Here is a 22468-nt window from a genome sequence, read left to right as displayed (position 1 = left end):
AATGAGCAACATTCTGATTATCAATGGTGCGAAAAAATTCGCCCACTCCAACGGTCAGTTAAACGACACCCTGACCGAGGTCGCGGATGGTCTTCTGCGCGACCTCGGGCATGATGTTAAAATCGTGCGCGCCGACAGCGACTATGACATTTCTGATGAAGTACAGAACTTCGTCTGGGCCGATGTGGTTATCTGGCAAATGCCTGGCTGGTGGATGGGTGCGCCGTGGACCGTGAAAAAATACATTGATGACGTGTTTACCGAAGGTCACGGTACGCTGTACGCCAGCGATGGTCGCACGCGTTCAGATGCGTCTAAAAAATACGGCTCCGGTGGGCTGATTCAGGGCAAAAAATACATGCTGTCACTGACCTGGAACGCACCGATGGAAGCTTTCACTGAAAAAGATCAGTTCTTCCATGGCGTTGGCGTTGATGGCGTTTATCTCCCGTTCCATAAAGCAAACCAGTTCCTGGGAATGGAAGCGCTGCCGACCTTTATCACCAATGACGTGATTAAAATGCCGGACGTCCCGCGTTATATCGCAGAATATCGCAAGCATCTGAGCGAAATTTTTGGTTAACTGGTAACCTGGAATTAGAAGGAGTTAACCATGCTTACCGTTATTGCAGAAATCCGTACACGTCCAGGTCAACATCACCGCCAGGCGGTACTGGATCAATTCGCTAAAATCGTTCCAACCGTACTGAAAGAGGAAGGCTGCCACGGCTACGCGCCGATGGTCGATCATGCAGCTGGCGTTAGTTTTCAGACCACAGCCCCGGACTCAATCGTGATGGTTGAACAGTGGGAAAGCATTGCGCATCTTGAAGCGCATTTGCAGACACCGCATATGAAAGCCTATAGCGAAGCCGTGAAAGGCGACGTGCTGGACATGAGTATTCGTATTCTGGAGTCTGGCATTTAAGATTGTCGATTTGCCGGATAACGCCATAAACAGACGTATCCGGCTTATATTGCAATCCTCAGGCCTGGTAAGCCCAGCGTCACCAGGCATTCACGGTCAATTACCCTTCGAGATCCGCCAGGTCGCCTTTCTCCTGCAACCAGTTACGGCGATCTTCAGAACGCTTCTTGGCCAGCAGCATATCCATCATTGCGTTGGTACGCTGATCGTCTTCGTCATCGATGATGAGCTGCACCAGGCGGCGGGTGTTCGGATCCAGCGTGGTTTCACGCAGCTGCATCGGGTTCATTTCACCCAGACCTTTAAAGCGCTGCACGTTCGGCTTGCCTTTCTTGCGTTTTAACTGCTCCAGCACGCCCGCTTTCTCTTCTTCCGTCAGCGCGTAATACACCTCTTTACCGAGGTCGATACGGTATAACGGCGGCAGCGCCACATAGACGTGACCGTGTTTCACCAGCGTACGGAAGTGTTTCACAAACAGCGCGCACAGCAGCGTGGCGATGTGCAAACCATCGGAATCCGCATCCGCCAGAATACAGATCTTACCGTAGCGCAGCTGGCTCAGATCATCACTGTCCGGATCGATGCCGATCGCCACCGAAATATCGTGAACTTCCTGCGAAGCCAACACTTCATCGGAAGAGACTTCCCAGGTGTTGAGGATCTTACCTTTCAGCGGCATGATCGCCTGATATTCACGATCGCGCGCCTGTTTAGCCGATCCGCCCGCCGAGTCACCTTCGACGAGGAACAGTTCGGTGCGATTAAGATCCTGTGCGGTACAGTCCGCCAGTTTCCCCGGCAACGCCGGACCGCTGGTCAACTTTTTACGCACCACTTTTTTCGCCGCACGCAGACGACGCTGGGCACTGGAAATCGCCATCTCAGCCAGCAGTTCGGCTGATTGCACGTTCTGGTTCAGCCACAGGCTGAAAGCATCTTTCACCACGCCAGAGACGAATGCCGCGCACTGCCGCGAAGAGAGGCGCTCTTTGGTTTGTCCGGCAAACTGCGGATCCTGCATTTTTACCGACAGCACGTAAGCACAGCGATCCCAGATATCTTCCGCCGACAGCTTCACACCGCGCGGCAGAATATTGCGGTATTCACAGAACTCGCGCATTGCATCCAGCAGACCCTGGCGCAGGCCGTTAACGTGCGTACCGCCCTGCATGGTTGGGATCAGGTTCACATAGCTTTCAGTCAGCAGCTCGCCGCCTTCCGGCAGCCAGAGCAGCGCCCAGTCCACAGTTTCTGTTTCACCGCTGAAATTACCGATAAACGGTTTTTCCGGCAGCGTCGGCAGGCCATTTACCGCTTCGCTCAGATAGTCATTCAGGCCATCCTGGTAGCACCAGCGCTGTTCACTGTTATTGACCTCATCCTTAAAGGTGATCTCAACGCCTGGGCACAGCACAGCTTTGGCTTTCAGTACGTGCGTTAAGCGCGAAACGGAAAAACGCGGGCTGTCAAAGAAGCTTTCATCCGGCCAGAAGTGCACGCTGGTTCCGGTATTGCGTTTACCGCAGGTACCGACAACCTGTAAATCTTGCACCTTATCGCCGTTCTCAAACGCGATGTTGTACACCTGCCCGTCGCGGCGCACGTTCACTTCCACACGCTTCGACAGGGCGTTGACCACGGAGATCCCTACTCCATGTAAACCACCAGAGAACTGATAGTTTTTGTTGGAGAACTTACCGCCTGCGTGCAGACGACAGAGGATCAGCTCTACCGCCGGAACGCCCTCTTCAGGGTGAATGTCTACCGGCATGCCGCGGCCATCATCAATAACTTCCAGAGACTGGTCGGCATGTAAAATCACGTCCACGCGTTTTGCGTGGCCTGCCAGTGCTTCATCCACACTGTTATCAATCACTTCCTGTCCAAGATGGTTCGGACGGGTTGTATCGGTGTACATCCCCGGGCGACGGCGTACCGGCTCAAGCCCAGTGAGTACCTCAATGGCATCAGCGTTATAAGTTTGCGTCATGGTTTAAATAAGCAATTCGAATTGATCGTCAGAAACTGTGCAGTCCAAGGAAATCGACAATCGGGTTGAAATAATCTTCGAAGCCCGTGAATGCGTGGTTTCCGCCCTCAATAACTGTCTGGCGGCAGGAGGCGTAATACGCCACCGCCTGGCGGTAGTCCAACACTTCATCGCCCGTTTGTTGAAGCAGCCAGATCAAATCCGGCGCTTCCAGCGGGTCAATCTGCATGACTTTAAGATCGTAAATATGGCGTGACTCTAGCACATATTGCTGCCCCGTGTAGGGGTTCTCGTTTTGACCGAGATAGTCGACCAGCAGTTCATAAGGTCGGACAGCAGGGTTCACCACCACCGCGGGCAGCATAAAACATTGCGACAGCCAAGTGGCGTAATAGCCTCCTAGCGAGGAACCGACAATTCCCAGCGACTCTCCGCCATGTTCGAGAATGATCGATTCCAGCATCTCTGCGGCCTGGGCCGGATACGGTGGCAACTGGGGTACGATCATCTCAACGTGCGGATGATGCTCCGCCAGCCAGTTTTTCAGCAAACATGCCTTCGCCGAACGAGGAGAACTATTAAATCCGTGAAGATAAAGAAGCGTAGACATCAGTAGCCTTCTGAAGCGGTATCAGGGTGGAACCGATTACCCTGCAGACGGCGTACCTGCGTCTGCAACGTCCCGTCAGCAAAAAGCTCCAACGTCCGCCAGCCGGGGCTGATGGTATCTAACGTGAAGTTGGAACAGTGTGGCTTAAACTGCACACAGGTCGACGGCGTCGCCAGCAGGCGGCGTCCGTTCCAGTCCAAATCCAGTTCCTGATGAATATGCCCACACAACAAATACTTGGCACGAGGATAATTCACCAGCACGTTATCCAGCTCTGCGGCATTACGCAGGCTATGCTGATCGAGCCAGCTACAACCTGCTGGCAGAGGATGATGATGCAGAAGCAGCAAAGTATTGCGCTCAGGCGCATCGGCAAGTTTACGTTCCAGCCATTCGAGCTGAAATTCGCTTAATTCACCGTGGGGAACGCCGAACACCTGGCTGTCCAGCAACAGGATTTGCCACTGTTCACCAATAAAGACGCGTTTAGCGGGTGAAATCCCCGCGTCCTGTAGCGCGCTGTACATTGCCGGCTGAAAATCGTGATTGCCCGGTAGCCAAACGCAGGGCGCACGAAAGCTTGCGATGCCCTCAGCAAAATGCTGATAGGCCGCAGCGGATTGATCCTGCGCCAAATCACCAGTCGCGACGATCAGATCGTATTCAGGCGACTCTGCATGTATTGCATCCAGTACGGATTGATAGCTGTCCCAGGTGTTTACACCCAGCAGCGTTTCATGCTTTTCGGCAAACAGGTGAGTGTCTGTAATTTGTAAGATCCTGACTCTGGCCTCACCAGCCAAAGGAAGGGTTAACAGGCTTTCCAAATGGTGTCCTTAGGTTTCACGACGCTAATAAACCGGAATCGCCATCGCTCCATGTGCTAAACAGTACCGTAACCAGTCGGCCAGAAACTGATTAATTTGATGCTTTTCGTCGCGTTGATGCAACTTTTTATTTGGATAATCATACCGCGCTTTGAAGCGAAAGATCTGCTGACTCGAACACACTTCGGCCACCCTCGCGTCATGATACAGGCGGACTGTCAATGACGGCAGGCTCCAGTAAGTGACCGCGGGTGCCGTTTGTTCGATCGCGACAAGCGTAGTGTATCGGGTCGATTCAACGATCGTTAACCGATATTGTGCGTTTGCTACCTGATAGCTCACTGTTTCACCGGCTGCATCATTACGTGGCAGCAGGCGGCGCAATTGCGAATAGTTGGTTTCGCACAGGCGCATCATTTCAGGGAAGTCAGGTGTGTAACGCTTCATTTTTTCCACTCAGTTTTTAACTCTTGATAGTGCAGCTGTAACCATTGCAAGGCGATGACAGAAGCCGCGTTGTCGATTTTCCCCTCTTCAACCCATTGATAAGCCTGCTCCCGGCTCACCACATGAACACGAATATCTTCGTTTTCATCAGCCAGACCGTGGATCCCGCTCGCGGTCGTGGCGTCCACTTCGCCAACTAAAATAGACAGGCGCTCACTGGTGCCGCCAGGGCTTGCCAGATAGCTCAGAACGGGCTTGGTACGTTTAACTTCCAGCCCGGCCTCTTCCATCGCTTCACGACGAGCCACATCCTCAACGGTTTCGCCCTCTTCAATCATTCCGGCCACCATTTCCAGGAGCCACGGGCTTTCGCTGGTATCAAACGCCGCGATACGGATCTGCTCGACCAGAACAACTTCGTCCCGCTCAGGGTCAAAGGGTAGCAAGACTGCCGCGTGTCCGCGCTCAAAAATTTCGCGCTTTACCTCACCGCTCATACCGCCGTTAAACAGGCGATGGCGGAACCGATAAAGATCCAGTGAAAAAAAACCGCGGTATAGCGTTTCTCGTGCAATAATTTCTACATCATTTTTAGTGAAAGTCATTGGCAAGTTGTCTGGTTTACGCATTGTGCTGTCCTGAAACCAATAGTGATTAAAATGTGAATTTCAAGGTCGTTTGACTGATGTTTGAACGCCCTTGTGTTAAATTGATGCAAATTAACGCCGTATGGCACGTAACGCCAACTTTTTGAAGTGGCGGATTCTGCTAGAATCAGCAAATATTTTTACAATTTGATCAGCGCTAAATACTGCTTCACAACAAGGAATGCAAATGAAGAAATTGCTCCCCATCCTTATCGGCCTGAGCCTGTCGGGGTTCACTACTTTAAGCCAGGCTGAAAACCTGATGCAGGTTTATCAGCAAGCACGCCTGAGCAACCCGGAATTGCGTAAATCCGCCGCCGATCGCGATGCTGCATTCGAAAAAATTAACGAAGCGCGTAGCCCATTACTGCCGCAACTAGGTTTAGGTGCCGATTACACCTACAGCAATGGCTACCGTGATGCAAATGGCGTCAACTCCAACGCAACCAGCGCGTCATTACAATTGACTCAGACGCTGTTCGACATGTCTAAATGGCGTGCCCTGACGCTGCAAGAAAAATCAGCAGGCATCCAGGACGTAACGTATCAGACCGATCAGCAAACGCTGATCCTGAATACCGCTACCGCTTATTTTAACGTACTGAACGCGATTGACGTGCTGTCTTACACTCAGGCACAGAAAGATGCGGTCTATCGTCAGTTAGATCAGACCACACAGCGTTTTAACGTGGGCCTGGTCGCCATCACTGACGTACAGAACGCCCGTTCACAATACGATACCGTACTGGCGAACGAAGTTACCGCGCGTAACAATCTCGACAACGCGGTAGAACAGCTGCGCCAGGTGACCGGTAACTACTACCCGGAACTGGCTTCGCTGAACGTTGATGGCTTTAAAACCAACAAACCGCAGGCGGTGAACGCGCTGCTGAAAGAAGCAGAAAACCGCAACCTCTCATTATTGCAGGCGCGTTTGAGCCAGGATCTGGCGCGTGAACAGATTCGTCTGGCGCAGGATGGTCACTTACCGACGCTGGGTTTGACCGCCTCTACCGGCGTTTCTGACACCTCCTACAACGGGTCGAAAACCAACACCTCCCAGTATGACGACAGCAACATGGGCCAGAACAAAATCGGTCTGAACTTCTCGCTGCCGCTGTACCAGGGTGGGATGGTTAACTCGCAGGTGAAACAAGCGCAGTACAACTTTGTTGGCGCGAGCGAACAACTGGAAAGCGCGCACCGCAGCGTGGTGCAAACCGTGCGTTCTTCGTTCAACAACATTAATGCTTCTATCAGTAGCATTAACGCGTACAAACAAGCGGTTGTCTCTGCCCAAAGCTCTTTAGATGCGATGGAAGCAGGCTATTCCGTAGGTACCCGTACCATCGTGGATGTGTTGGATGCCACCACCACGCTGTACAACGCCAAGCAGCAACTGGCGAATGCGCGTTATACCTATCTTATCAACCAGCTTAACGTCAAATCTGCGCTCGGTACGCTGAACGAGCAGGATCTGGTGGCGCTGAACAATACGCTGGGTAAACCGATCCCGACTTCTCCGGATAACGTAGCGCCGCAAAATCCGCAGCAAGATGCCGCTGTGAATGACTTTAACAGCAACGGCAATATGCCTGCGGCTCAACCAACGGCTGCACGTTCAACCAGCAGCAACGGTAACAACCCGTTCCGTAACTGATGCTGATGACGGGGCTTCGGCCCCGTCTGAACGTAAGGCAACGTAAAGATCCGCCCCTTCTTCCGCATTCTCGCCTCTTCCCGCTTCAATTTCGACCAGTCATCCTCTATTCTGAGCAGAGTTACCACTGGGTCCTGGAAGACATAAATGAAACGGACAAAATCTATACATCACGCCTCGTTCCGCAAAAGCTGGAGCGCGCGCCACCTGACTCCTGTCGCTCTGGCAGTTACCGCTGTTTTTATGCTCGCGGGCTGTGAAAAGAGTGACGAAACGGTTTCGCTTTATCAGAACGCGGACGACTGCTCTGCAGCTAATCCGGGTAAAAGCGCCGAATGTACCACTGCGTTTAACAATGCGCTGAAAGAAGCTGAACGCACCGCGCCAAAATACGCCACTCGCGAAGACTGTATCGCTGAATTCGGCGAAGGCCAGTGCCAACAGGCACCTGCACAAGCGGGCATGGCGCCGACCGGTGAAGGCCAGGCTCAGGCGCAGAATCAAAGCAGCGGCAGCTTCTGGATGCCGCTAATGGCAGGCTATATGATGGGCCGCATGATGGGTGGCGGTATGGGCGCTCAGCAGCCGCTGTTCAGCTCGAAAAATCCGGCCAGCCCGGCATACGGCAAATATACGGATGCCGGCGGCAAAAACTACGGCGCCGCAACGCCGGGTCGCACCATGACCGTACCGAAAACCGCCATGGCGCCGAAACCGGCTACCACCTCTACCGTAACCCGCGGTGGATTTGGCGAATCTGTGGCTAAACAGAGCACCATGCAGCGTAGCGCAAGCGGTACTACCACACGTTCAATGGGCGGCTGATCGTCATGGAAAGAGTCAGTATTGTTGAGCGCCCGGACTGGCGCGATAAAGCCACCGAATACGGTTTCAACTTTCACACTATGTACGGCGAGCCGTACTGGTGTGAGGATGCGTATTATAAGCTCACGCTTGCTCAGGTCGAAAAGCTGGAAGAGGTCACTGCAGAGCTGCATCAAATGTGTCTCAAAGTGGTGGAAAGGGTCATCGCCAGCGATGAGCTGATGACCAAGTTTCGCATTCCGAAGCATACCTGGGGCTTTGTCCGCCAGTCCTGGCAGACACAGCAACCGTCGCTCTATTCGCGTCTCGATCTGGCGTGGGACGGCACGGGCGAGCCTAAGCTGTTAGAAAACAACGCCGATACGCCAACCTCTCTGTACGAAGCTGCGTTTTTCCAGTGGATCTGGCTGGAAGACCAACTCAATGCAGGCAACCTGCCGGAAGGCAGCGATCAATTCAACAGTCTGCAGGAAAAGCTGATCGAGCGTTTCGCCGAGCTGCGTGAGCAGTATGGTTTTCAGTTGCTACATCTGACCTGTTGTCGCGATACGGTGGAAGATCGCGGAACGATCCAGTATCTGCAGGATTGCGCTGCCGAAGCTGAAATCGCCACTGAATTCCTCTATGTCGAAGATATTGGTCTTGGTGAAAAGGGTCAGTTCACGGATATGCAAGATCAGGTCATAGCTAACCTGTTCAAGCTCTATCCGTGGGAATTCATGCTGCGCGAAATGTTCTCCACCAAGCTGGAAGACGCTGGCGTTCGCTGGCTGGAACCAGCCTGGAAGAGCATCATCTCCAACAAAGCGTTATTACCGCTGTTGTGGGAAATGTTCCCGGATCATCCGAATCTGCTGCCTGCGTATTTCGCCGAAGATGACTATCCTCAGATGGATAAATTCGTCGTAAAGCCGATCTTCTCACGTGAAGGCGCGAACGTTTCCATTATCGAAAACGGTAAAACGATCGAAGCAGTGGAAGGGCCGTACGGCGAAGAAGGTATGATCGTGCAGCAGTTCCATCAGCTACCGAAGTTTGGCGACAGCTATATGTTGATCGGCAGCTGGCTAATCAACGATCAACCAGCTGGCATTGGCATTCGCGAAGACCGCGCGTTGATCACGCAGGATCTCTCGCGTTTCTATCCGCATATTTTTGTCGAATGACTGAGAGTGCCGGGTGGTAGCTGCGTCTTACCCGGCCTACAGCACGAACTGTAGGCTCGATAAGCGCAGCGCCATCGGGCATTTATCATCCGACCTGCACCGACAACATACTCAAACTTCCCATCTCAATCCCGTCAACAGGAATAGTCACCGGCTCTTTGCCATCCCAGGCACCTAATACATACAGCAGCGGCAGATAGTGATCCGGTGTCGGGTTCGATAACGATCCCCCTTCATGATCGAGATAGTTCACCAGCGGGTGCTGTTCAACCGGTCCCTGCCATGTCAGGTTTGCTTTAACATAATCGTTGAATGAGGTCGCCCACGGATATGGCGTGTTCTCACCGTGCCAACGCGCAGTGCGCAGGTTATGCACCACGTTACCGCTGGCTACCAGCATAATGCCCTCATCACGCAGTGCCGCCAGCTTGCAGCCCATTTCAAAATGCCAGGCCGCAGGTTTGGTACTGTCAATGCTCAGCTGCACCATCGGAATATCCGCATGCGGGTACATCTTGATCAGCACGCCCCATGAACCGTGGTCAAAACCCCAGGCCTCTTTGTCTAAGGTAACGGGCACCGGGGCCAGCAAGTCAACCAGATGCTGCGCCAGTTCCGGTGATCCAGGAGCCGGGTAATGGGTGTCATACAACGCCTGCGGAAAACCGCCAAAATCGTGGATCGTTTTAGGCGCTTCCATCGCCGTCACGCCCGTGCCACGAGTGAACCAATGCGCCGAGACCACCACAATGGCTTTCGGGCGCGGCAACGTTTCCCCCAGTTGCTGCCAGGCGCGGGTATAAACGTTATCTTCCAGAACATTCATCGGGCTACCGTGACCCAAAAACAATGCTGGCATACGAGTTGAAGACATGATGATATCCTTACTGAGGGAGTCATTTTGATACCACCACAATACGCTTATTCGGCTGATGAAGAACTCAGATAACCATGATGAAGATCATCAGTTATTTTGACGATCCGACCCGGACAGCAGATTGATAAGGAGTTTTATTTGTCGATGTCAGTACCTTTACTTCTGACTTTACTGGCAGGCGCCGCCACGTTTATCGGCGCATTTCTCGGCGTGTTAGGGCAAAAACCCTCCAACCGCGTGCTCGCCTTTTCGTTAGGCTTCGCCGCAGGGATTATGTTACTGATCTCACTGATGGAGATGCTCCCAGCCGCACTGGCTGCTGAAGGCATGTCGCCGGTATTGGGCTACGGAATGTTTATCGTTGGCTTACTGGGATACTTTGGCCTGGACCGCCTATTGCCGCACGCGCACCCTCAGGATCTGGTACAGAAAACCACGCGGCCTCTGCCCGGCTCCATTAAACGTACCGCGATTTTATTAACGCTCGGCATTAGCCTGCACAACTTCCCGGAAGGGATAGCGACGTTTGTTACCGCCAGCAGCAACCTCGAGCTGGGCTTTGGTATTGCCCTTGCCGTCGCATTACACAATATTCCTGAAGGATTAGCCGTTGCGGGTCCAGTCTATGCAGCCACGGGCTCCAAACGTACGGCGATATTCTGGGCCGGGATCTCGGGCATGGCGGAAATCCTGGGCGGCGTACTGGCGTGGTTAATTCTGGGAAGCCTGATCTCACCGGTAGTGATGGCGGCAATAATGGCAGCAGTCGCAGGAATTATGGTGGCGCTGTCCGTCGATGAGCTAATGCCGTTGGCAAAAGAGATCGACCCGAATAATAATCCCAGCTATGGGGTACTTTGTGGAATGTCGGTGATGGGATTAAGTCTTGTCATCCTCCAGTCCATGGGAATCGGCTAATTCAGAGGGCGGATGCCACCCTGCTAATTTACAGCATCCGCTCATCCATAGCAGAACGTGAAGGACTATTCCTGTTCCTTAACCGCGCTGTTATCTTCGCCAGAACGACGAAAGAGTTTGTTTCGCGCCTCGAGTAATGCATCCCGGTCTTGCCGAAATGCCCGACAATAACGCTTCATATGGCAATAATAACCAACTGCAACGAGTGCAATTAATACAATCCAGTACCAGGCGATAAACATTCTTTTACCCTTAAAATTTAACATCATTAAACATTTAACGTTAAAATTTTACACAACCTTATTCTTACATACTCCTATAGTGGCATATTCCAGAAACAAATATATGATTTCGATCATATAAACCAGCAGCTATGCAAATAGTTGACACCGTTATAAAAAATAAAACAATGTCGACAAGATCACACTGCGCAATAATAAATATTGCCCTTAAAATAACGCACTCATACCATCCAAAAAATAATAAAAATTAGCGCCTGCAAAATAATACACCTCATCAATATTAGTATATTCACCATAAAAGTAGCATCGGCAATACCATTTTTTATTATATTCACATCGTAAAAACATAATATATTCAGCACTGTTATATTTAAAGATAATATAAGGAGATATATCCATGTTTACACAGTACCGAAAAACACTTCTAGCCGGAACGCTTGCACTGACGTTTGGCTTTGCCGCAGGGAATTCATTTGCCGCAGGTTTCCAACCAGCCCAGCCTGCAGGAAAATTGGGTGCGATAGTCGTTGACCCATACGGAAACGCCCCTCTTACCGCACTGGTTGAATTAGATAGTCATGTTATTTCGGATGTTAAAGTTACCGTTCATGGTAAAGGTGAAAAAGGAGTCCCAATTACCTATACCGTCGGCAAAGAATCCCTCGCCACCTACGATGGGGTTCCTATTTTTGGCCTTTATCAAAAGTTCGCTAATAAAGTCACTGTTGAATATAAAGAAAATGGCAAGGCCATCAAGGAAGATTACGTGGTGCAAACATCTGCCATCGTTAATCACTACATGGATAACCGTTCTATTTCCGATTTACAGCAAACAAACGTTATTAAGGTCGCACCTGGCTTTGAAGACCGTCTCTATCTGGTGAATACCCACACCTTTACCGCGCAGGGCGCAGAATTCCACTGGCATGGTGAAAAAGATAAAAATGCCGGTATCCTGGATGCTGGTCCGGCCGGTGGCGCATTACCCTTTGATATCGCACCCTTTACCTTTATCGTTGATACGGAAGGTGAATATCGTTGGTGGCTGGATCAGGACACTTTCTATGACGGTCATGACATGGATATCAACAAGCGCGGTTACCTGATGGGCATACGAGAGACACCGCGCGGCACCTTCACCGCCGTACAGGGCCAGCACTGGTATGAATTCGATATGATGGGCCAGATTCTGGCCGACCATAAGCTGCCGCGCGGATTCCTCGACGCATCGCATGAGTCCGTCGAAACGGTGAACGGCACCGTACTGCTTCGCGTGGGTAAACGGGACTATCGCAAGGAAGATGGCATTCACGTACAAACTATCCGCGACCAGATTATTGAAGTCGACAAATCCGGTCGTGTTGTTGACGTGTGGGATCTGACAAAAATTCTCGATCCGATGCGTGATGCACTGCTGGGTGCGTTGGATGCGGGCGCGGTATGCGTCAACGTGGACCTCGCTCATGCCGGCCAGCAGGCAAAACTGGAGCCAGATACCCCCTACGGTGACGCCCTCGGCGTGGGTGCTGGTCGTAACTGGGCGCACGTTAACTCCATCGCCTTTGACGCCAAAGACGACGCCATCATTATCTCTTCCCGCCATCAGGGGGTTGTCAAAATCGGTCGCGATAAACAGGTTAAGTGGATCCTTGCACCGTCTAAAGGCTGGAATAAGGCGCTGGCAAGCAAGCTGTTAAAACCGGTTGATGATAAAGGCAACGCACTGAAATGTGATGAAAATGGCAAGTGCGAGAATACCGATTTCGATTTTACCTACACTCAACACACCGCATGGCTCTCCAGCAAAGGAACGCTTACCATTTTTGACAACGGCGATGGCCGCGGACTCGAACAACCGGCGTTACCAACAATGAAATACTCCCGTTTCGTCGAATATAAAATTGACGAGAAAAAAGGGACCGTCCAGCAAATTTGGGAGTACGGAAAAGAGCGCGGTTATGATTTTTATAGCCCTATCACCTCGGTTATCGAATATCAAAAAGATCGCGACACCATGTTTGGCTTTGGTGGTTCGATTAATTTATTTGACGTTGGACAGCCAACCATCGGCAAAATCAACGAAATTGACTACAAAACAAAAGAAGTCAAAGTCGAAATTAATGTCCTGTCCGATAAGCCAAATCAAACTCACTACCGTGCATTGCTGGTTCATCCACGCCAAATGTTTAAATAATTACGTTAGATTAAGGATTAATTATGTCATCTAAATGGATCACTTCATTATTTAAAAGCGTGGTATTAACCGCCGCGCTTGCCTCACCGTTTGCAGCATCAGCGTTTACTGAAGGCACTGATTATATGGTTCTGGAAAAACCAATTCCCAATGCCGATAAGACGTTGATCAAAGTATTCAGTTACGCCTGCCCATTTTGCTACAAATATGATAAAGCCGTGACAGGGCCCGTGTCAGACAAAGTCGCCGATGTCGTTACTTTCACTCCGTTTCATCTGGAAACCAAAGGGGAATACGGTAAGCAGGCCAGTGAAATCTTTGCCGTAATGATTGCCAGGGACATGGCTGCAGGTATTTCATTGTTTGACGCCAAATCACAGTTTAAAAAAGCCAAGTTCGCTTATTACGCCGCCTACCACGATAAGAAAGAGCGCTGGTCAGAGGGTAAAGATCCCGCCTCATTCATCAAAACAGGGTTGGATGCAGCGGGCATGAGCCAGGCTGATTTTGACGCGGCATTGAAGGATCCAGCCGTCCAGCAAACGCTGGAGAAATGGAAAGCAGCATATGATGTCGCCAAAATCCAGGGCGTTCCGGCTTACGTCGTCAATGGTAAATACCTGATCTACACCAAAAATATCAAATCTATTGATTCCATGGCTGAGCTTGTCAGAGAGCTCGCGAAAAAATAAACAGGGACCCGGCTATGGCTTTCATAAAAGGATCGTGGCGAGACTTACGCAATACACCGGTTGATACCCTGGTGAGATGGCAGGAACAGCGCTTTCTGTGGCTGTTGATGGCTTGCGCAATGGGTGGATTGATTATTCTGGCGCACTCGTTCTTCCAAATCTATCTCTACATGGCCCCCTGCGAGCAATGTGTCTACATTCGCTTTGCCATGCTGGTGATGGTTTTTGGCGGATTGATTGCGGCAATCAACCCCAAAAATGTTGCTCTGAAGCTCATCGGTTGTATCGCGGCATTTTACGGCAGCATCATGGGCATTAAGTTCTCCATCAAACTTAACGGCATTCATTATGCTGTACATAACCCGGACCCGGATTCGCTGTTTGGCGTACAGGGATGCTCCACCGATCCGACATTCCCTTTTAATTTGCCTCTGGCCAACTGGGCACCGGAGTGGTTTAAACCCACAGGAGATTGCGGCTATGACGCTCCCATTGTTCCCGACGGCGTGGCGCTCAGCAGTACGCAAAAGTGGTTTGTCGATCTGTACCAGCAGTCAGAAGGTTGGTATCTGATCCCGCCTTGGCATTTTATGAACATGGCGCAGGCCTGTTTGTTGGCCTTTAGTTTGTGCTTACTGTTGCTCGTCATTATGAGCGGCGCATGGGCATTAAAGCGGGTGAGAACCAAATAATCGGAGCAAGAAACAAAAAAACCGAAGCCTGGAAGATGGCTTCGGTTTTTTATGCTTACCGCGACTAACGTGGTAATTTGCGATTAGCTGGCTTTGCGCTCATGCGCCTGACGATAAGCCACCAGGTCTTCGATAGTAACTACCGCCATATTATGCTTGCCGGCAAATTCGATACATTCTGGCGCACGCGCCATGGTGCCATCGTCATTGGTCAGTTCGCACAGTACGCCTGCCGGTTTAAACCCTGCCAGCGTCATCAGGTCGATGGTTGCTTCAGTGTGACCACCGCGGGTCAACACGCCACCTGCCTGAGCACGCAGCGGGAAAACGTGCCCCGGACGGTTAAGATCGGAAGGTTTAGCGCCATCCTGAATTGCCGCACGTACCGTAGTAACACGGTCCGCAGCGGAAACGCCGGTGGTCACGCCTTCTGCTGCTTCAATGGTCACGGTAAAACCGGTACCGTAAGCGCTGGTGTTATTTTCCACCATCATTGGCAGATCGAGCTGTTTGCGTCGGTCTTCAGTGATGCACAGGCATACAATACCGCTGCCGTGACGGATGGTCAGAGCCATCTGTTCAACGGTCATGGTTTCTGCCGGGAAAATCATATCGCCTTCGTTTTCACGATCTTCGTCGTCAAGCACCATCACACCGCGTCCTTCACGCAGCGCAGACAGCGCAAGTTCAACACGTTCGAAAGGCGTACCAAAAGAGGAAAGTAGCGTCTGATTCATGGTAAAAAAACCTCACTAAAATTATGGTTACCAGAATCAGGGCAGTCTTAGGAGTACCGTATAAGCGGCAAAAAAATAACGTGAGCGGGTCCATGCCCGACTGGATCGTTACTCTCTCCCATCCGGACTCTAACCGTCGGCCCCGGAATTACACCGGATCTGCTGACCTTTGAGTTTGCACCCAAAGCGCTCGCGGGCTTTCAACCTGAGTTGATTTACCGCCGGTGGGGAATTTCGCCCCGCCCTGAGAATAAGCGGGTTAACTATAACGCTATTGATTACCTTCATCAACGCCTTTGCTCGTCTTAGCTTCACACAATTCTGGTTTATGCCTGTGCCAGTTCGCACTACAATAGGCAACAACACGTACCAGTTCAGGGAAACCACAATGATTGACCCGAAAAAAATTGAGCAGATTGCTCGTCAGGTTCACGAGTCGATGCCGAAAGGGATCCGCGAGTTTGGCGAAGACGTCGAGAAGAAAATTCGTCAAACGCTGCAGTCACAGCTGACCCGTCTGGATCTGGTAAGCCGTGAAGAGTTTGATGTACAGACTCAGGTTTTGCTGCGTACCCGTGAAAAGCTGGCGCTGCTTGAGCAACGTCTGACTGAGCTGGAATCGCGTGAAAAAACGGCAGAAGTTAAACCTGCTCCCGCGATCCCGTCAGTCGATCCGCAAGAGTAAAAACGACAACGGGCCGCAAGGCCCGTTTTTTCTGTTAGTGTTCCAGTTCTAGCTTCCTGGCCTCCGTCGCTTGCTGGCAGTACAGCGCATAGCGTTTGCAAAACCAGCTACGATGTTCTTCATCCATATTCCCAGTTATCGCCTGGATATCTACGGGATGGCCCTCAGCTTGCATCCTGGCAAAACTACGGGCCAGGAAATCGAAATTGTTCATTGAATACATATTGCTGTTCATGAGCATACCCTCCAGTTATTGAATATCTGTTAAGGCCATATGCTTTTTCTAATTTCAGTATTTCCCTGGATGCGAAGTTATTCTGTACATATTGTGCGCAAAACCACTGCGCTGGTTCACAGTTTCCCACGAAATCTAAGAGGGGTCGGATTTAAGGTCAGCGTGACGCACGCTTATTGTAACGTCATGTAAAAGTAAATCGGGGGGAGAAATCCCTTCTCCCCTTATTCCTTTACTCTGGGTTGAAGAAAACAGCAGCATCAACAGCAAGAAACGTATCGCATCCAAAAGTTCGATACGTTTCCAGCATTTGTTATTTATCGCTGTCTTTTTGGATCTTCTTGATGATATTGGTCGTTGAGCAGCCATCTTCAAAGTTCAGCACCAGCACTTCACCGCCGTTCGCCCACACTTCTTTGCTGCCCGCAATATCTTCCGGCTTATAGTCGCCGCCTTTTACCAGCAGATCCGGCAGGATGCCGGCAATCAGACGCTGTGGTGTGTCTTCTTCAAAAGAGACCACCCAGTCGACGGCTTCCAGCGCGCCCAGCACGATCATGCGCTGTTCCAGCGGGTTGACCGGACGCGTATCGCCTTTCAGACGTTTGGTCGAAGCATCGCTGTTTACCGCCACGATCAGACGATCGCCCAGCTTGCGCGCATTCGCCAGATAGGAAACGTGGCCAGCATGTAGGATGTCGAACACGCCGTTGGTCATCACCACTTTCTCACCGCGCTTGCGGGCGCTGGCTACGGCCTGTTTCAGCTCAGACTCGCTCATCACGCCAAAGCCAGTGTCGGCCCGACCGCGCACGGCGTTTTCCAGTTCAATCGGGGAAACGGTGGAAGTCCCCAGTTTACCGACGACAACACCCGCTGCGGCATTAGCAAAATAGCACGCCTCTTCCAGAGTGTTCCCCGCCGCCAGCGTCGCAGCCAGCACGCCGATCACCGTATCGCCCGCCCCCGTCACGTCATACACTTCCTGCGCCTGCGTCGGCATATGCAGTGGCGATTTGCCCGGTTGCAGCAGCGTCATACCCTGTTCGGAACGCGTGATCAGCAGCGCGGAAAGGTCGAAATCTGCAATCACTTTCATGCCGCGCTCAACCAGTTCATCTTCGCTTTTGCACTTACCGGCCACCGCTTCAAATTCAGACAAATTCGGCGTCAGCAGCGTTGCGCCACGATAGCGTTCAAAATCGGTCCCTTTCGGATCGATAAGCACCGGCACCCCAGCCTTACGCGCCAGAGCAATCATCTGCTGCACGCTTGCCAGTGCGCCTTTGGCGTAATCGGAGAGCACCAAAGCGCCAATGGAGCCCAGAGCCTGGTTAATACGCTCATGCAGCGGCTGCGGATCCACGCCTTCAAAACCTTCTTCGAAATCCAGGCGAATCAGTTGCTGGTTGCGGGAAAGCACGCGCAGTTTGGTGATCGTCGGATGAGTTGGCACAGAAACGAAGTCACATTTTACGTTCACATCCGCCAGCGTTTTGCTCAGCGCACGCGCCGCGTCGTCAATCCCAGTCAGGCCGACCAGACGCGAATTCGCTCCCAGAGAGGCAATGTTCATCGCCACGTTTGCTGCGCCACCGGGACGTTCTTCAATGGTATCAACCTTCACCACCGGAACCGGCGCTTCAGGTGAAATACGGCTGGTAGGACCGTACCAGTAGCGATCTAGCATCACATCACCGACAACCATGACTCCTGCACGTTCAAACTCTGGCAGCGTTACTTTCATTCCTGTCTCCTGAGAGATTCTCTGAGGGTCTTAAAATTTGCGCGCGATAATAGCACACTTCACTCGGCAACCAGCCACTTCTGCCAGCTGTCACGCACCAGCGTACGTTCAGCGTCGAAGTGCTCCGGTGCCACATGGCCCGGAAGTTCCTGCAATGCAAGATGATGAAGTTCATCGCGCAGCGTCGTATAAGCACGGGTAAGCGCCAGCGCTTCCTGCTCATCCATAATGTCGTTTTGCGCCAGTAACTCCAGAATGCGCACGTTATCCGACCAGCGCGTCAGCTTCGGTTTTTCATGCGCATAGCGCAGCACCAGGTATTGCGTAATAAACTCAATGTCGGTGATGCCGCCTTCATCCGCTTTGATATCAAAACGATCGCGATGCTTATTGCCCAAATGGGCCCGCATTTTCTCACGCATTTCGCGCACATCGGTCTGCAAGGTTTTCGCATCGCGGACGAGGGTCATGATATCGCGACGAATCGCATCAAACTGAGAGGTCAACCGTGGGTCGCCGTACACCACTCGAGCGCGCACCAGCGCCTGATGCTCCCACGTCCAGGCTTCGTTGCGCTGGTAATCAGCGAAAGCCTCGGTTGATGTCACCAGCATTCCCGCCGCGCCGGACGGACGCAACCGCGCATCCACTTCATACAAAATACCGGATGAGGTGCGGGTGCTGAAAAGGTGCATAATGCGCTGCGACAGACGCAAATAGAACTGTCGCCCGTCAATCTCACGCTCACCATCCGTCATCACGTCCATAGGACAGTCATGCAGGAAGATCAAATCAAGATCCGAACTGTAGCCCAGCTCCCAGCCGCCCAGTTTGCCATACCCGACGACGGCAAAACCGCGCCCCTCGCGCTCGTTAAGATGAGAGGGTTGCCCGTAGCGAGCGACCATCTGCATCCACGCCTGCTGGACTACCGCATCAATAATAGCTTCCGCCAGCCAGGTTAAGTGGTCGCTCACCTTCATCACCGGCAGCGTACCAGCGATATCTGCCGCGGCAATGCGCAGCAGCTGCGTTTGCTTAAACTGACGCAGCGCTTCCAACTGCTGCTCTTCGTCATCTTCCGGCACGCGCAGCAAATACTGGCGCAGTTCATCACGGTAGGCATCCGTCGCGGTGGGTTGATACAGGGTATTCGGATCCAGCAGTTCATCGAGCAACAGCGGATACCGCGCCAGCTGGCTGGCGATCATCGGCGAGGCGGCACATAACGAAATCAGATGCTTAAGCGCTCCGGGGAATTCGCTCAGCAGCTCCAGATAGGTCGTACGGGTCACTATGCCTACCAGCAGCGGTGTGATGCGCGACAGCGGGACTGAGGCGTCGTCACGCGAACAGACATCGCTCAGCAGATGCGGCATTAAGTGATCCAGCACCTGGCGTCCGCGTGGGCCAATGGTGCGTTTATCCAGCTCTTTGCGAAAATCGGCAATCAGAGACAGCACGCGCCGGCGATCGTCATCCGCCAGATGCGTCAGCACCGGCGTGGTGTCATCTTCCTGTAATGCGTCCTGCCACAGTTCACGCCACTGTTCTGAGAGCGACTCTTCCTGGGTTTCTGCTTCGTCATCGCCAATCAACTCGTTAAACACCCGGCGCACGTTGTCCATATGACTGGCCAGCACATCGGTTAGCTGCTGCCAGTCATCGACGTTCATCCCCCACGCCAGCCGCGCGCGGTTCAGTTCATCGCCTGGCAAGGTCTGGGTCTGCTCATCATTGATACTTTGCAGCAGGTTCTCCAGACGACGTAAATAGAGATAGGCTGCACGCAGTTGTTCCGCGTCGGTGTCTGACAGCAGGTGCAACGCATTGATGGCGCTGAGCGTGGGTAACAGCGAGCGGGATTGCAATGACGGCTCGCGCCCACCGCGAATAAGCTGGAAGACCTGCACGATAAATTCGATTTCACGAATACCACCCGCGCCCAACTTAATGTTTTCTTTCAGGCCACGGCGGCGCACTTCGCGGGCAATCATTCCTTTCATGTTACGCAGAGACTGGATCACGCTGAAATCAATATAGCGGCGGAAGACAAAAGGCCGCAGCATAGCGCGAAGCTCACTGACGTAAGTACCGTCGCAATCGCCCATAATGCGGGCTTTGACCATCGCATAGCGTTCCCAGTCGCGCCCTTGTTCCTGGTAATAATCCTCCAGCGCGGAGAAGCTCAGCACCAGCGGGCCGCTGTCGCCAAACGGGCGTAAACGCATATCCACCCGATAGACAAATCCATCCATTGTGGGCTGATCCAGCACTTTGATGAGCCGCTGGCCCATACGGGTAAAGAACTGCGCGTTATCCAGCTCGCGACGTCCACCCTGCGTACTGCCGTGCTCCGGCCAGGCAAAAATCAGATCGATATCAGAGGAAAAATTCAGTTCGCCGCCACCCAGTTTCCCCATGCCTAAAATCAGCAGCGGTTGCGCAACACCTTGTGGATTACAGGGCGTACCCCATTCACGACAGCAGGCGGCGTATAACCAGTCACGCGCGGCGACGATCAACGTTTCAGCCAAATGGCTTAGCTGCTGCAAGATACTCTCTTCCGTCACCAGCGACAGCGTCTGCGCCCAGGCGATACGCACCATGATGCGACGGCGAAACAGGCGCAGCTCACGCATCAGCGTGTTTTCGTCGCTAACGTCGACCAATGCTTGCTGTAACCAATCAGCATAGTGTTGCCATTCATCCGCCCCGGGTGGCGTGCTTTCCAGTTCGACCAGCCATTCGGGATGGGCAATAATGCTGTCGCGAAAAAAATCACTGAATGTAAGCACTGACTTCGCCTGAATACTAAGCGAGGACTCAGATATTGCTGCTGGCAGCCGCTCAACAACGGTCGGCCAGTAATGCTGTAACGGTGAAGAGAGCTGCTTCATTTATGGATTATCCTTTGAATAGTACCGGGCAGCGGCATGTTGCCTTATCCAGCCTGCATGACGCTTCCGCCCATCGCGTAGGCCTGATAAGCGCAGCGCCATCAGGCATCCCGGCCTCACCCTGATTATCGTTTTCCGCTGTGCAGCCAGAACGGTTCTAAAGCAATCGCCTCGTTGCGGAAGTGTTCAATTTCAATGTATTGGTTGGCCGCAATGGCGTGACGTAAACCCTGCCAGGTGGCGATCCATTCCGATGCGACATTTTCGTCGTAGTATCCCGCCAGCATCAGCATGCTATCAATGTTGCGCGTCAGGCGCGGAAGCTGATCGGCGTACTGATCGCCCAGCGGCTGAGCAAAAGCTGTTTTCAGTTCAGCAGCATGGCGCGAGAGATGGGTATCTGAGAAACGCTTAAAGGAGTCGGCTATTTTACCCTGCGCCTTCGCATCAAGGAACGGCTGCCACCCTTTGGTCACCAGCCATTCGGTCAGCGCCAGCTTGGTCATCGCCGTTTGCGTGCTGTAAACCGCGGAAACGGCAGAAACGTCAGACGCAATGATCGCTTCCGACTGGGTCAGCAAATCACGTAAGTGAGCACTCGCTTTTCGCGGCACATTACCGCCAAACAGCATCAGAATGTGACGCACCAGGCCCATCGCAGCCAGCACCTCGGCTTTCGCCCCTTTGACGCCGCGCACCCACAGCTCTTCATGGTACTGCCACTGTGATAATGCCAGCTCCAGCGCCGCTTCCAGCCCTTGCTCAATACTCGCTTTTGCCGGAACCTTCAAAATGCGCGTCGGTTTGAGTTCACGCGGTGCATTCCCCTGAGCCAGATGATAGCCGCGCGCCGCTTTACTCAGGCTGCCCTGGCGTAAACCGGTTTGCGATACCAGCTGGTTTGCCAGCTTCAATACTGCTCGGGTATCGCCGCTTAACAGCTCCAGTTCAAGCTCACAGATAGGTTCAGCCAACTCGCCCGCTTTCACTTCCCCGAGATCGAGGGCCATTTCAATGCGGCTACCGTCGATATCAAGGTGCCATTTCTCACGGTAAAAATCGGTGCTGAAGAGCGGCTGTACCTGAGAGGCAAGTTCAGCGGGCAGTTCGCCATCAGGCCAGACTTCCGTTGGAAACAGGGAGAGATCCAACTCTGGCGCGTTCAGCGCAACGTTAAACTCCGGCCGCTGATGCAGGCCGCCCGTCACTCGTCCGGCAATTTTCATGGTCATTTCGTAATGACCGTTCTCACCGCGAATACGCAGCCCCATATCGTGACCACGCAGCCACGCATCCGGCGTTTCGTAGTAGATATTCAGCAACTGGCTGGGCGCATGATGCTCTCCCCCCAGCGTATTCAGACGTTCACGTAGCGCATCTACAGCGTCACTATTGACGATAAATTTTAATTCGATTTCCTGGGCCATGGTCTTGTACTTATGGGTT

At 52.5% G+C, this 22468-nt stretch carries 22 protein-coding genes and 1 riboswitch; of the genes, 10 read left to right on the top strand and 12 right to left on the bottom strand.

What is annotated here, in order from left to right:
* Position 1: 1 nt before the first annotated feature.
* Together OGV75_RS03505 and OGV75_RS03500 are read left to right on the top strand one after the other, a co-directional pair.
* The gene (locus OGV75_RS03505) at positions 2–583 is read left to right on the top strand and encodes an NAD(P)H-dependent oxidoreductase (protein WP_016154514.1); all 582 of its coding nucleotides are present in this window, start codon (positions 2–4) and stop codon (positions 581–583) included.
* Positions 584–613: 30 nt separating this feature from the next.
* Positions 614–928, top strand: coding sequence for a putative quinol monooxygenase (locus OGV75_RS03500; protein WP_016154515.1), 315 nt, complete (start codon positions 614–616; stop codon positions 926–928).
* A 100-nt stretch (positions 929–1028) separates the two neighbouring features.
* Here OGV75_RS03500 and parE read toward each other — a convergent pair whose 3' ends face one another.
* The 5 genes from parE to nudF are packed head-to-tail and all read right to left on the bottom strand — an operon-like array spanning position 1029 to position 5434.
* The gene (gene parE / locus OGV75_RS03495; protein WP_003024571.1) at positions 1029–2921 is read right to left on the bottom strand and encodes a DNA topoisomerase IV subunit B; all 1893 of its coding nucleotides are present in this window, start codon (positions 2919–2921) and stop codon (positions 1029–1031) included.
* Between the two features lie 28 nt (positions 2922–2949).
* On the bottom strand, positions 2950–3531 hold the full coding sequence (gene yqiA / locus OGV75_RS03490) for an esterase YqiA (RefSeq protein ID WP_003024575.1): 582 nt from the start codon (positions 3529–3531) through the stop codon (positions 2950–2952).
* Positions 3531–4358, bottom strand: coding sequence for a 3',5'-cyclic-AMP phosphodiesterase (cpdA, locus tag OGV75_RS03485; protein WP_016154517.1), 828 nt, complete (start codon positions 4356–4358; stop codon positions 3531–3533). Before cpdA ends, yqiA begins: the two co-directional genes overlap by 1 nt.
* A 24-nt stretch (positions 4359–4382) precedes the next feature.
* Positions 4383–4805 carry a DUF1249 family protein gene (locus tag OGV75_RS03480; RefSeq protein WP_003024582.1) on the bottom strand — a complete coding sequence of 141 codons (423 nt, stop codon included), beginning with the start codon at positions 4803–4805 and terminating at the stop codon, positions 4383–4385.
* Positions 4802–5434, bottom strand: a complete 633-nt coding sequence (gene nudF / locus OGV75_RS03475; RefSeq protein WP_016154519.1) for an ADP-ribose diphosphatase — start codon at positions 5432–5434, stop codon at positions 4802–4804. Before nudF ends, OGV75_RS03480 begins: the two co-directional genes overlap by 4 nt.
* 199 nt (positions 5435–5633) lie before the next feature.
* Between nudF and tolC the strand changes: the two genes are divergently transcribed.
* The 3 genes from tolC to OGV75_RS03460 all read left to right on the top strand — a co-directional run bounded on the left by tolC (position 5634) and on the right by OGV75_RS03460 (position 9103).
* The gene (tolC, locus tag OGV75_RS03470; protein ID WP_100250039.1) at positions 5634–7112 is read left to right on the top strand and encodes an outer membrane channel protein TolC; all 1479 of its coding nucleotides are present in this window, start codon (positions 5634–5636) and stop codon (positions 7110–7112) included.
* A 147-nt stretch (positions 7113–7259) separates the two neighbouring features.
* The gene (locus OGV75_RS03465) at positions 7260–7937 is read left to right on the top strand and encodes a DUF1190 family protein (RefSeq protein WP_016154521.1); all 678 of its coding nucleotides are present in this window, start codon (positions 7260–7262) and stop codon (positions 7935–7937) included.
* 5 nt (positions 7938–7942) lie between these two features.
* Positions 7943–9103 (top strand): glutathionylspermidine synthase family protein, encoded by a 1161-nt coding sequence (locus OGV75_RS03460; RefSeq protein WP_016154522.1) that lies wholly within the window; start codon positions 7943–7945, stop codon positions 9101–9103.
* Between the two features lie 85 nt (positions 9104–9188).
* Here OGV75_RS03460 and ygiD read toward each other — a convergent pair whose 3' ends face one another.
* On the bottom strand, positions 9189–9977 hold the full coding sequence (ygiD, locus tag OGV75_RS03455; protein WP_286480341.1) for a 4,5-DOPA-extradiol-dioxygenase: 789 nt from the start codon (positions 9975–9977) through the stop codon (positions 9189–9191).
* 147 nt (positions 9978–10124) lie between these two features.
* On the opposite strand from ygiD, the gene zupT reads away from it, so the two are divergent.
* Entirely contained in the window at positions 10125–10898 is a 774-nt protein-coding gene (gene zupT / locus OGV75_RS03450; protein ID WP_016157488.1) for a zinc transporter ZupT, read from the top strand.
* A gap of 65 nt (positions 10899–10963) precedes the next feature.
* On the opposite strand, the gene OGV75_RS03445 is transcribed toward zupT, so the two are convergent.
* On the bottom strand, positions 10964–11140 hold the full coding sequence (locus OGV75_RS03445) for a hypothetical protein (protein WP_016154525.1): 177 nt from the start codon (positions 11138–11140) through the stop codon (positions 10964–10966).
* A 397-nt stretch (positions 11141–11537) separates the two neighbouring features.
* Here OGV75_RS03445 and assT point away from each other — a divergent pair, with 397 nt between their 5' ends.
* Genes assT through dsbI form a run of 3 tightly spaced genes read left to right on the top strand, consistent with a single transcriptional unit; the run spans position 11538 to position 14718 of the window.
* Positions 11538–13334, top strand: a complete 1797-nt coding sequence (assT, locus tag OGV75_RS03440) for an arylsulfate sulfotransferase AssT (RefSeq protein ID WP_286480340.1) — start codon at positions 11538–11540, stop codon at positions 13332–13334.
* Positions 13335–13357: 23 nt separating this feature from the next.
* Complete coding sequence (locus OGV75_RS03435; RefSeq protein WP_019077701.1) at positions 13358–14026, top strand: thiol:disulfide interchange protein DsbA/DsbL; 669 nt, start codon at positions 13358–13360, stop codon at positions 14024–14026.
* 14 nt (positions 14027–14040) lie between these two features.
* Positions 14041–14718: a protein-disulfide oxidoreductase DsbI gene (dsbI, locus tag OGV75_RS03430; protein WP_286480339.1), complete on the top strand. Its 678-nt coding sequence runs from the start codon at positions 14041–14043 to the stop codon at positions 14716–14718.
* An 83-nt stretch (positions 14719–14801) separates the two neighbouring features.
* On the opposite strand, the gene ribB is transcribed toward dsbI, so the two are convergent.
* Complete coding sequence (gene ribB / locus OGV75_RS03425; protein ID WP_016154529.1) at positions 14802–15455, bottom strand: 3,4-dihydroxy-2-butanone-4-phosphate synthase; 654 nt, start codon at positions 15453–15455, stop codon at positions 14802–14804.
* Positions 15456–15561: 106 nt separating this feature from the next.
* A riboswitch (FMN riboswitch) is annotated at positions 15562–15711 on the bottom strand.
* Positions 15712–15843: 132 nt separating this feature from the next.
* Between ribB and ubiK the strand changes: the two genes are divergently transcribed.
* A complete protein-coding gene (ubiK, locus tag OGV75_RS03420; protein ID WP_003024618.1) occupies positions 15844–16140 on the top strand; it encodes a ubiquinone biosynthesis accessory factor UbiK in 297 nt (98 codons plus the stop codon).
* 34 nt (positions 16141–16174) lie between these two features.
* Here ubiK and glgS read toward each other — a convergent pair whose 3' ends face one another.
* The 4 genes from glgS to OGV75_RS03400 all read right to left on the bottom strand — a co-directional run bounded on the left by glgS (position 16175) and on the right by OGV75_RS03400 (position 22449).
* A complete protein-coding gene (gene glgS / locus OGV75_RS03415; RefSeq protein WP_019077704.1) occupies positions 16175–16381 on the bottom strand; it encodes a cell surface composition regulator GlgS in 207 nt (68 codons plus the stop codon).
* Positions 16382–16688: 307 nt separating this feature from the next.
* The gene (gene hldE, locus OGV75_RS03410; RefSeq protein ID WP_075848574.1) at positions 16689–18122 is read right to left on the bottom strand and encodes a bifunctional D-glycero-beta-D-manno-heptose-7-phosphate kinase/D-glycero-beta-D-manno-heptose 1-phosphate adenylyltransferase HldE; all 1434 of its coding nucleotides are present in this window, start codon (positions 18120–18122) and stop codon (positions 16689–16691) included.
* Positions 18123–18181: 59 nt separating this feature from the next.
* Positions 18182–21022, bottom strand: a complete 2841-nt coding sequence (gene glnE, locus OGV75_RS03405) for a bifunctional [glutamate--ammonia ligase]-adenylyl-L-tyrosine phosphorylase/[glutamate--ammonia-ligase] adenylyltransferase (protein WP_286480337.1) — start codon at positions 21020–21022, stop codon at positions 18182–18184.
* 125 nt (positions 21023–21147) lie between these two features.
* Positions 21148–22449: a CYTH domain-containing protein gene (locus OGV75_RS03400; protein WP_065554300.1), complete on the bottom strand. Its 1302-nt coding sequence runs from the start codon at positions 22447–22449 to the stop codon at positions 21148–21150.
* Positions 22450–22468 lie beyond the last annotated feature (19 nt).

Origin of the sequence: Citrobacter sp. Cb028, assembly GCF_030336705.1 — a bacterium.
In the GTDB taxonomy this organism is placed as follows: Bacteria; Pseudomonadota; Gammaproteobacteria; order Enterobacterales; family Enterobacteriaceae; genus Citrobacter; species Citrobacter braakii.
This window is presented reverse-complemented; position numbering and strand designations above follow the sequence as displayed.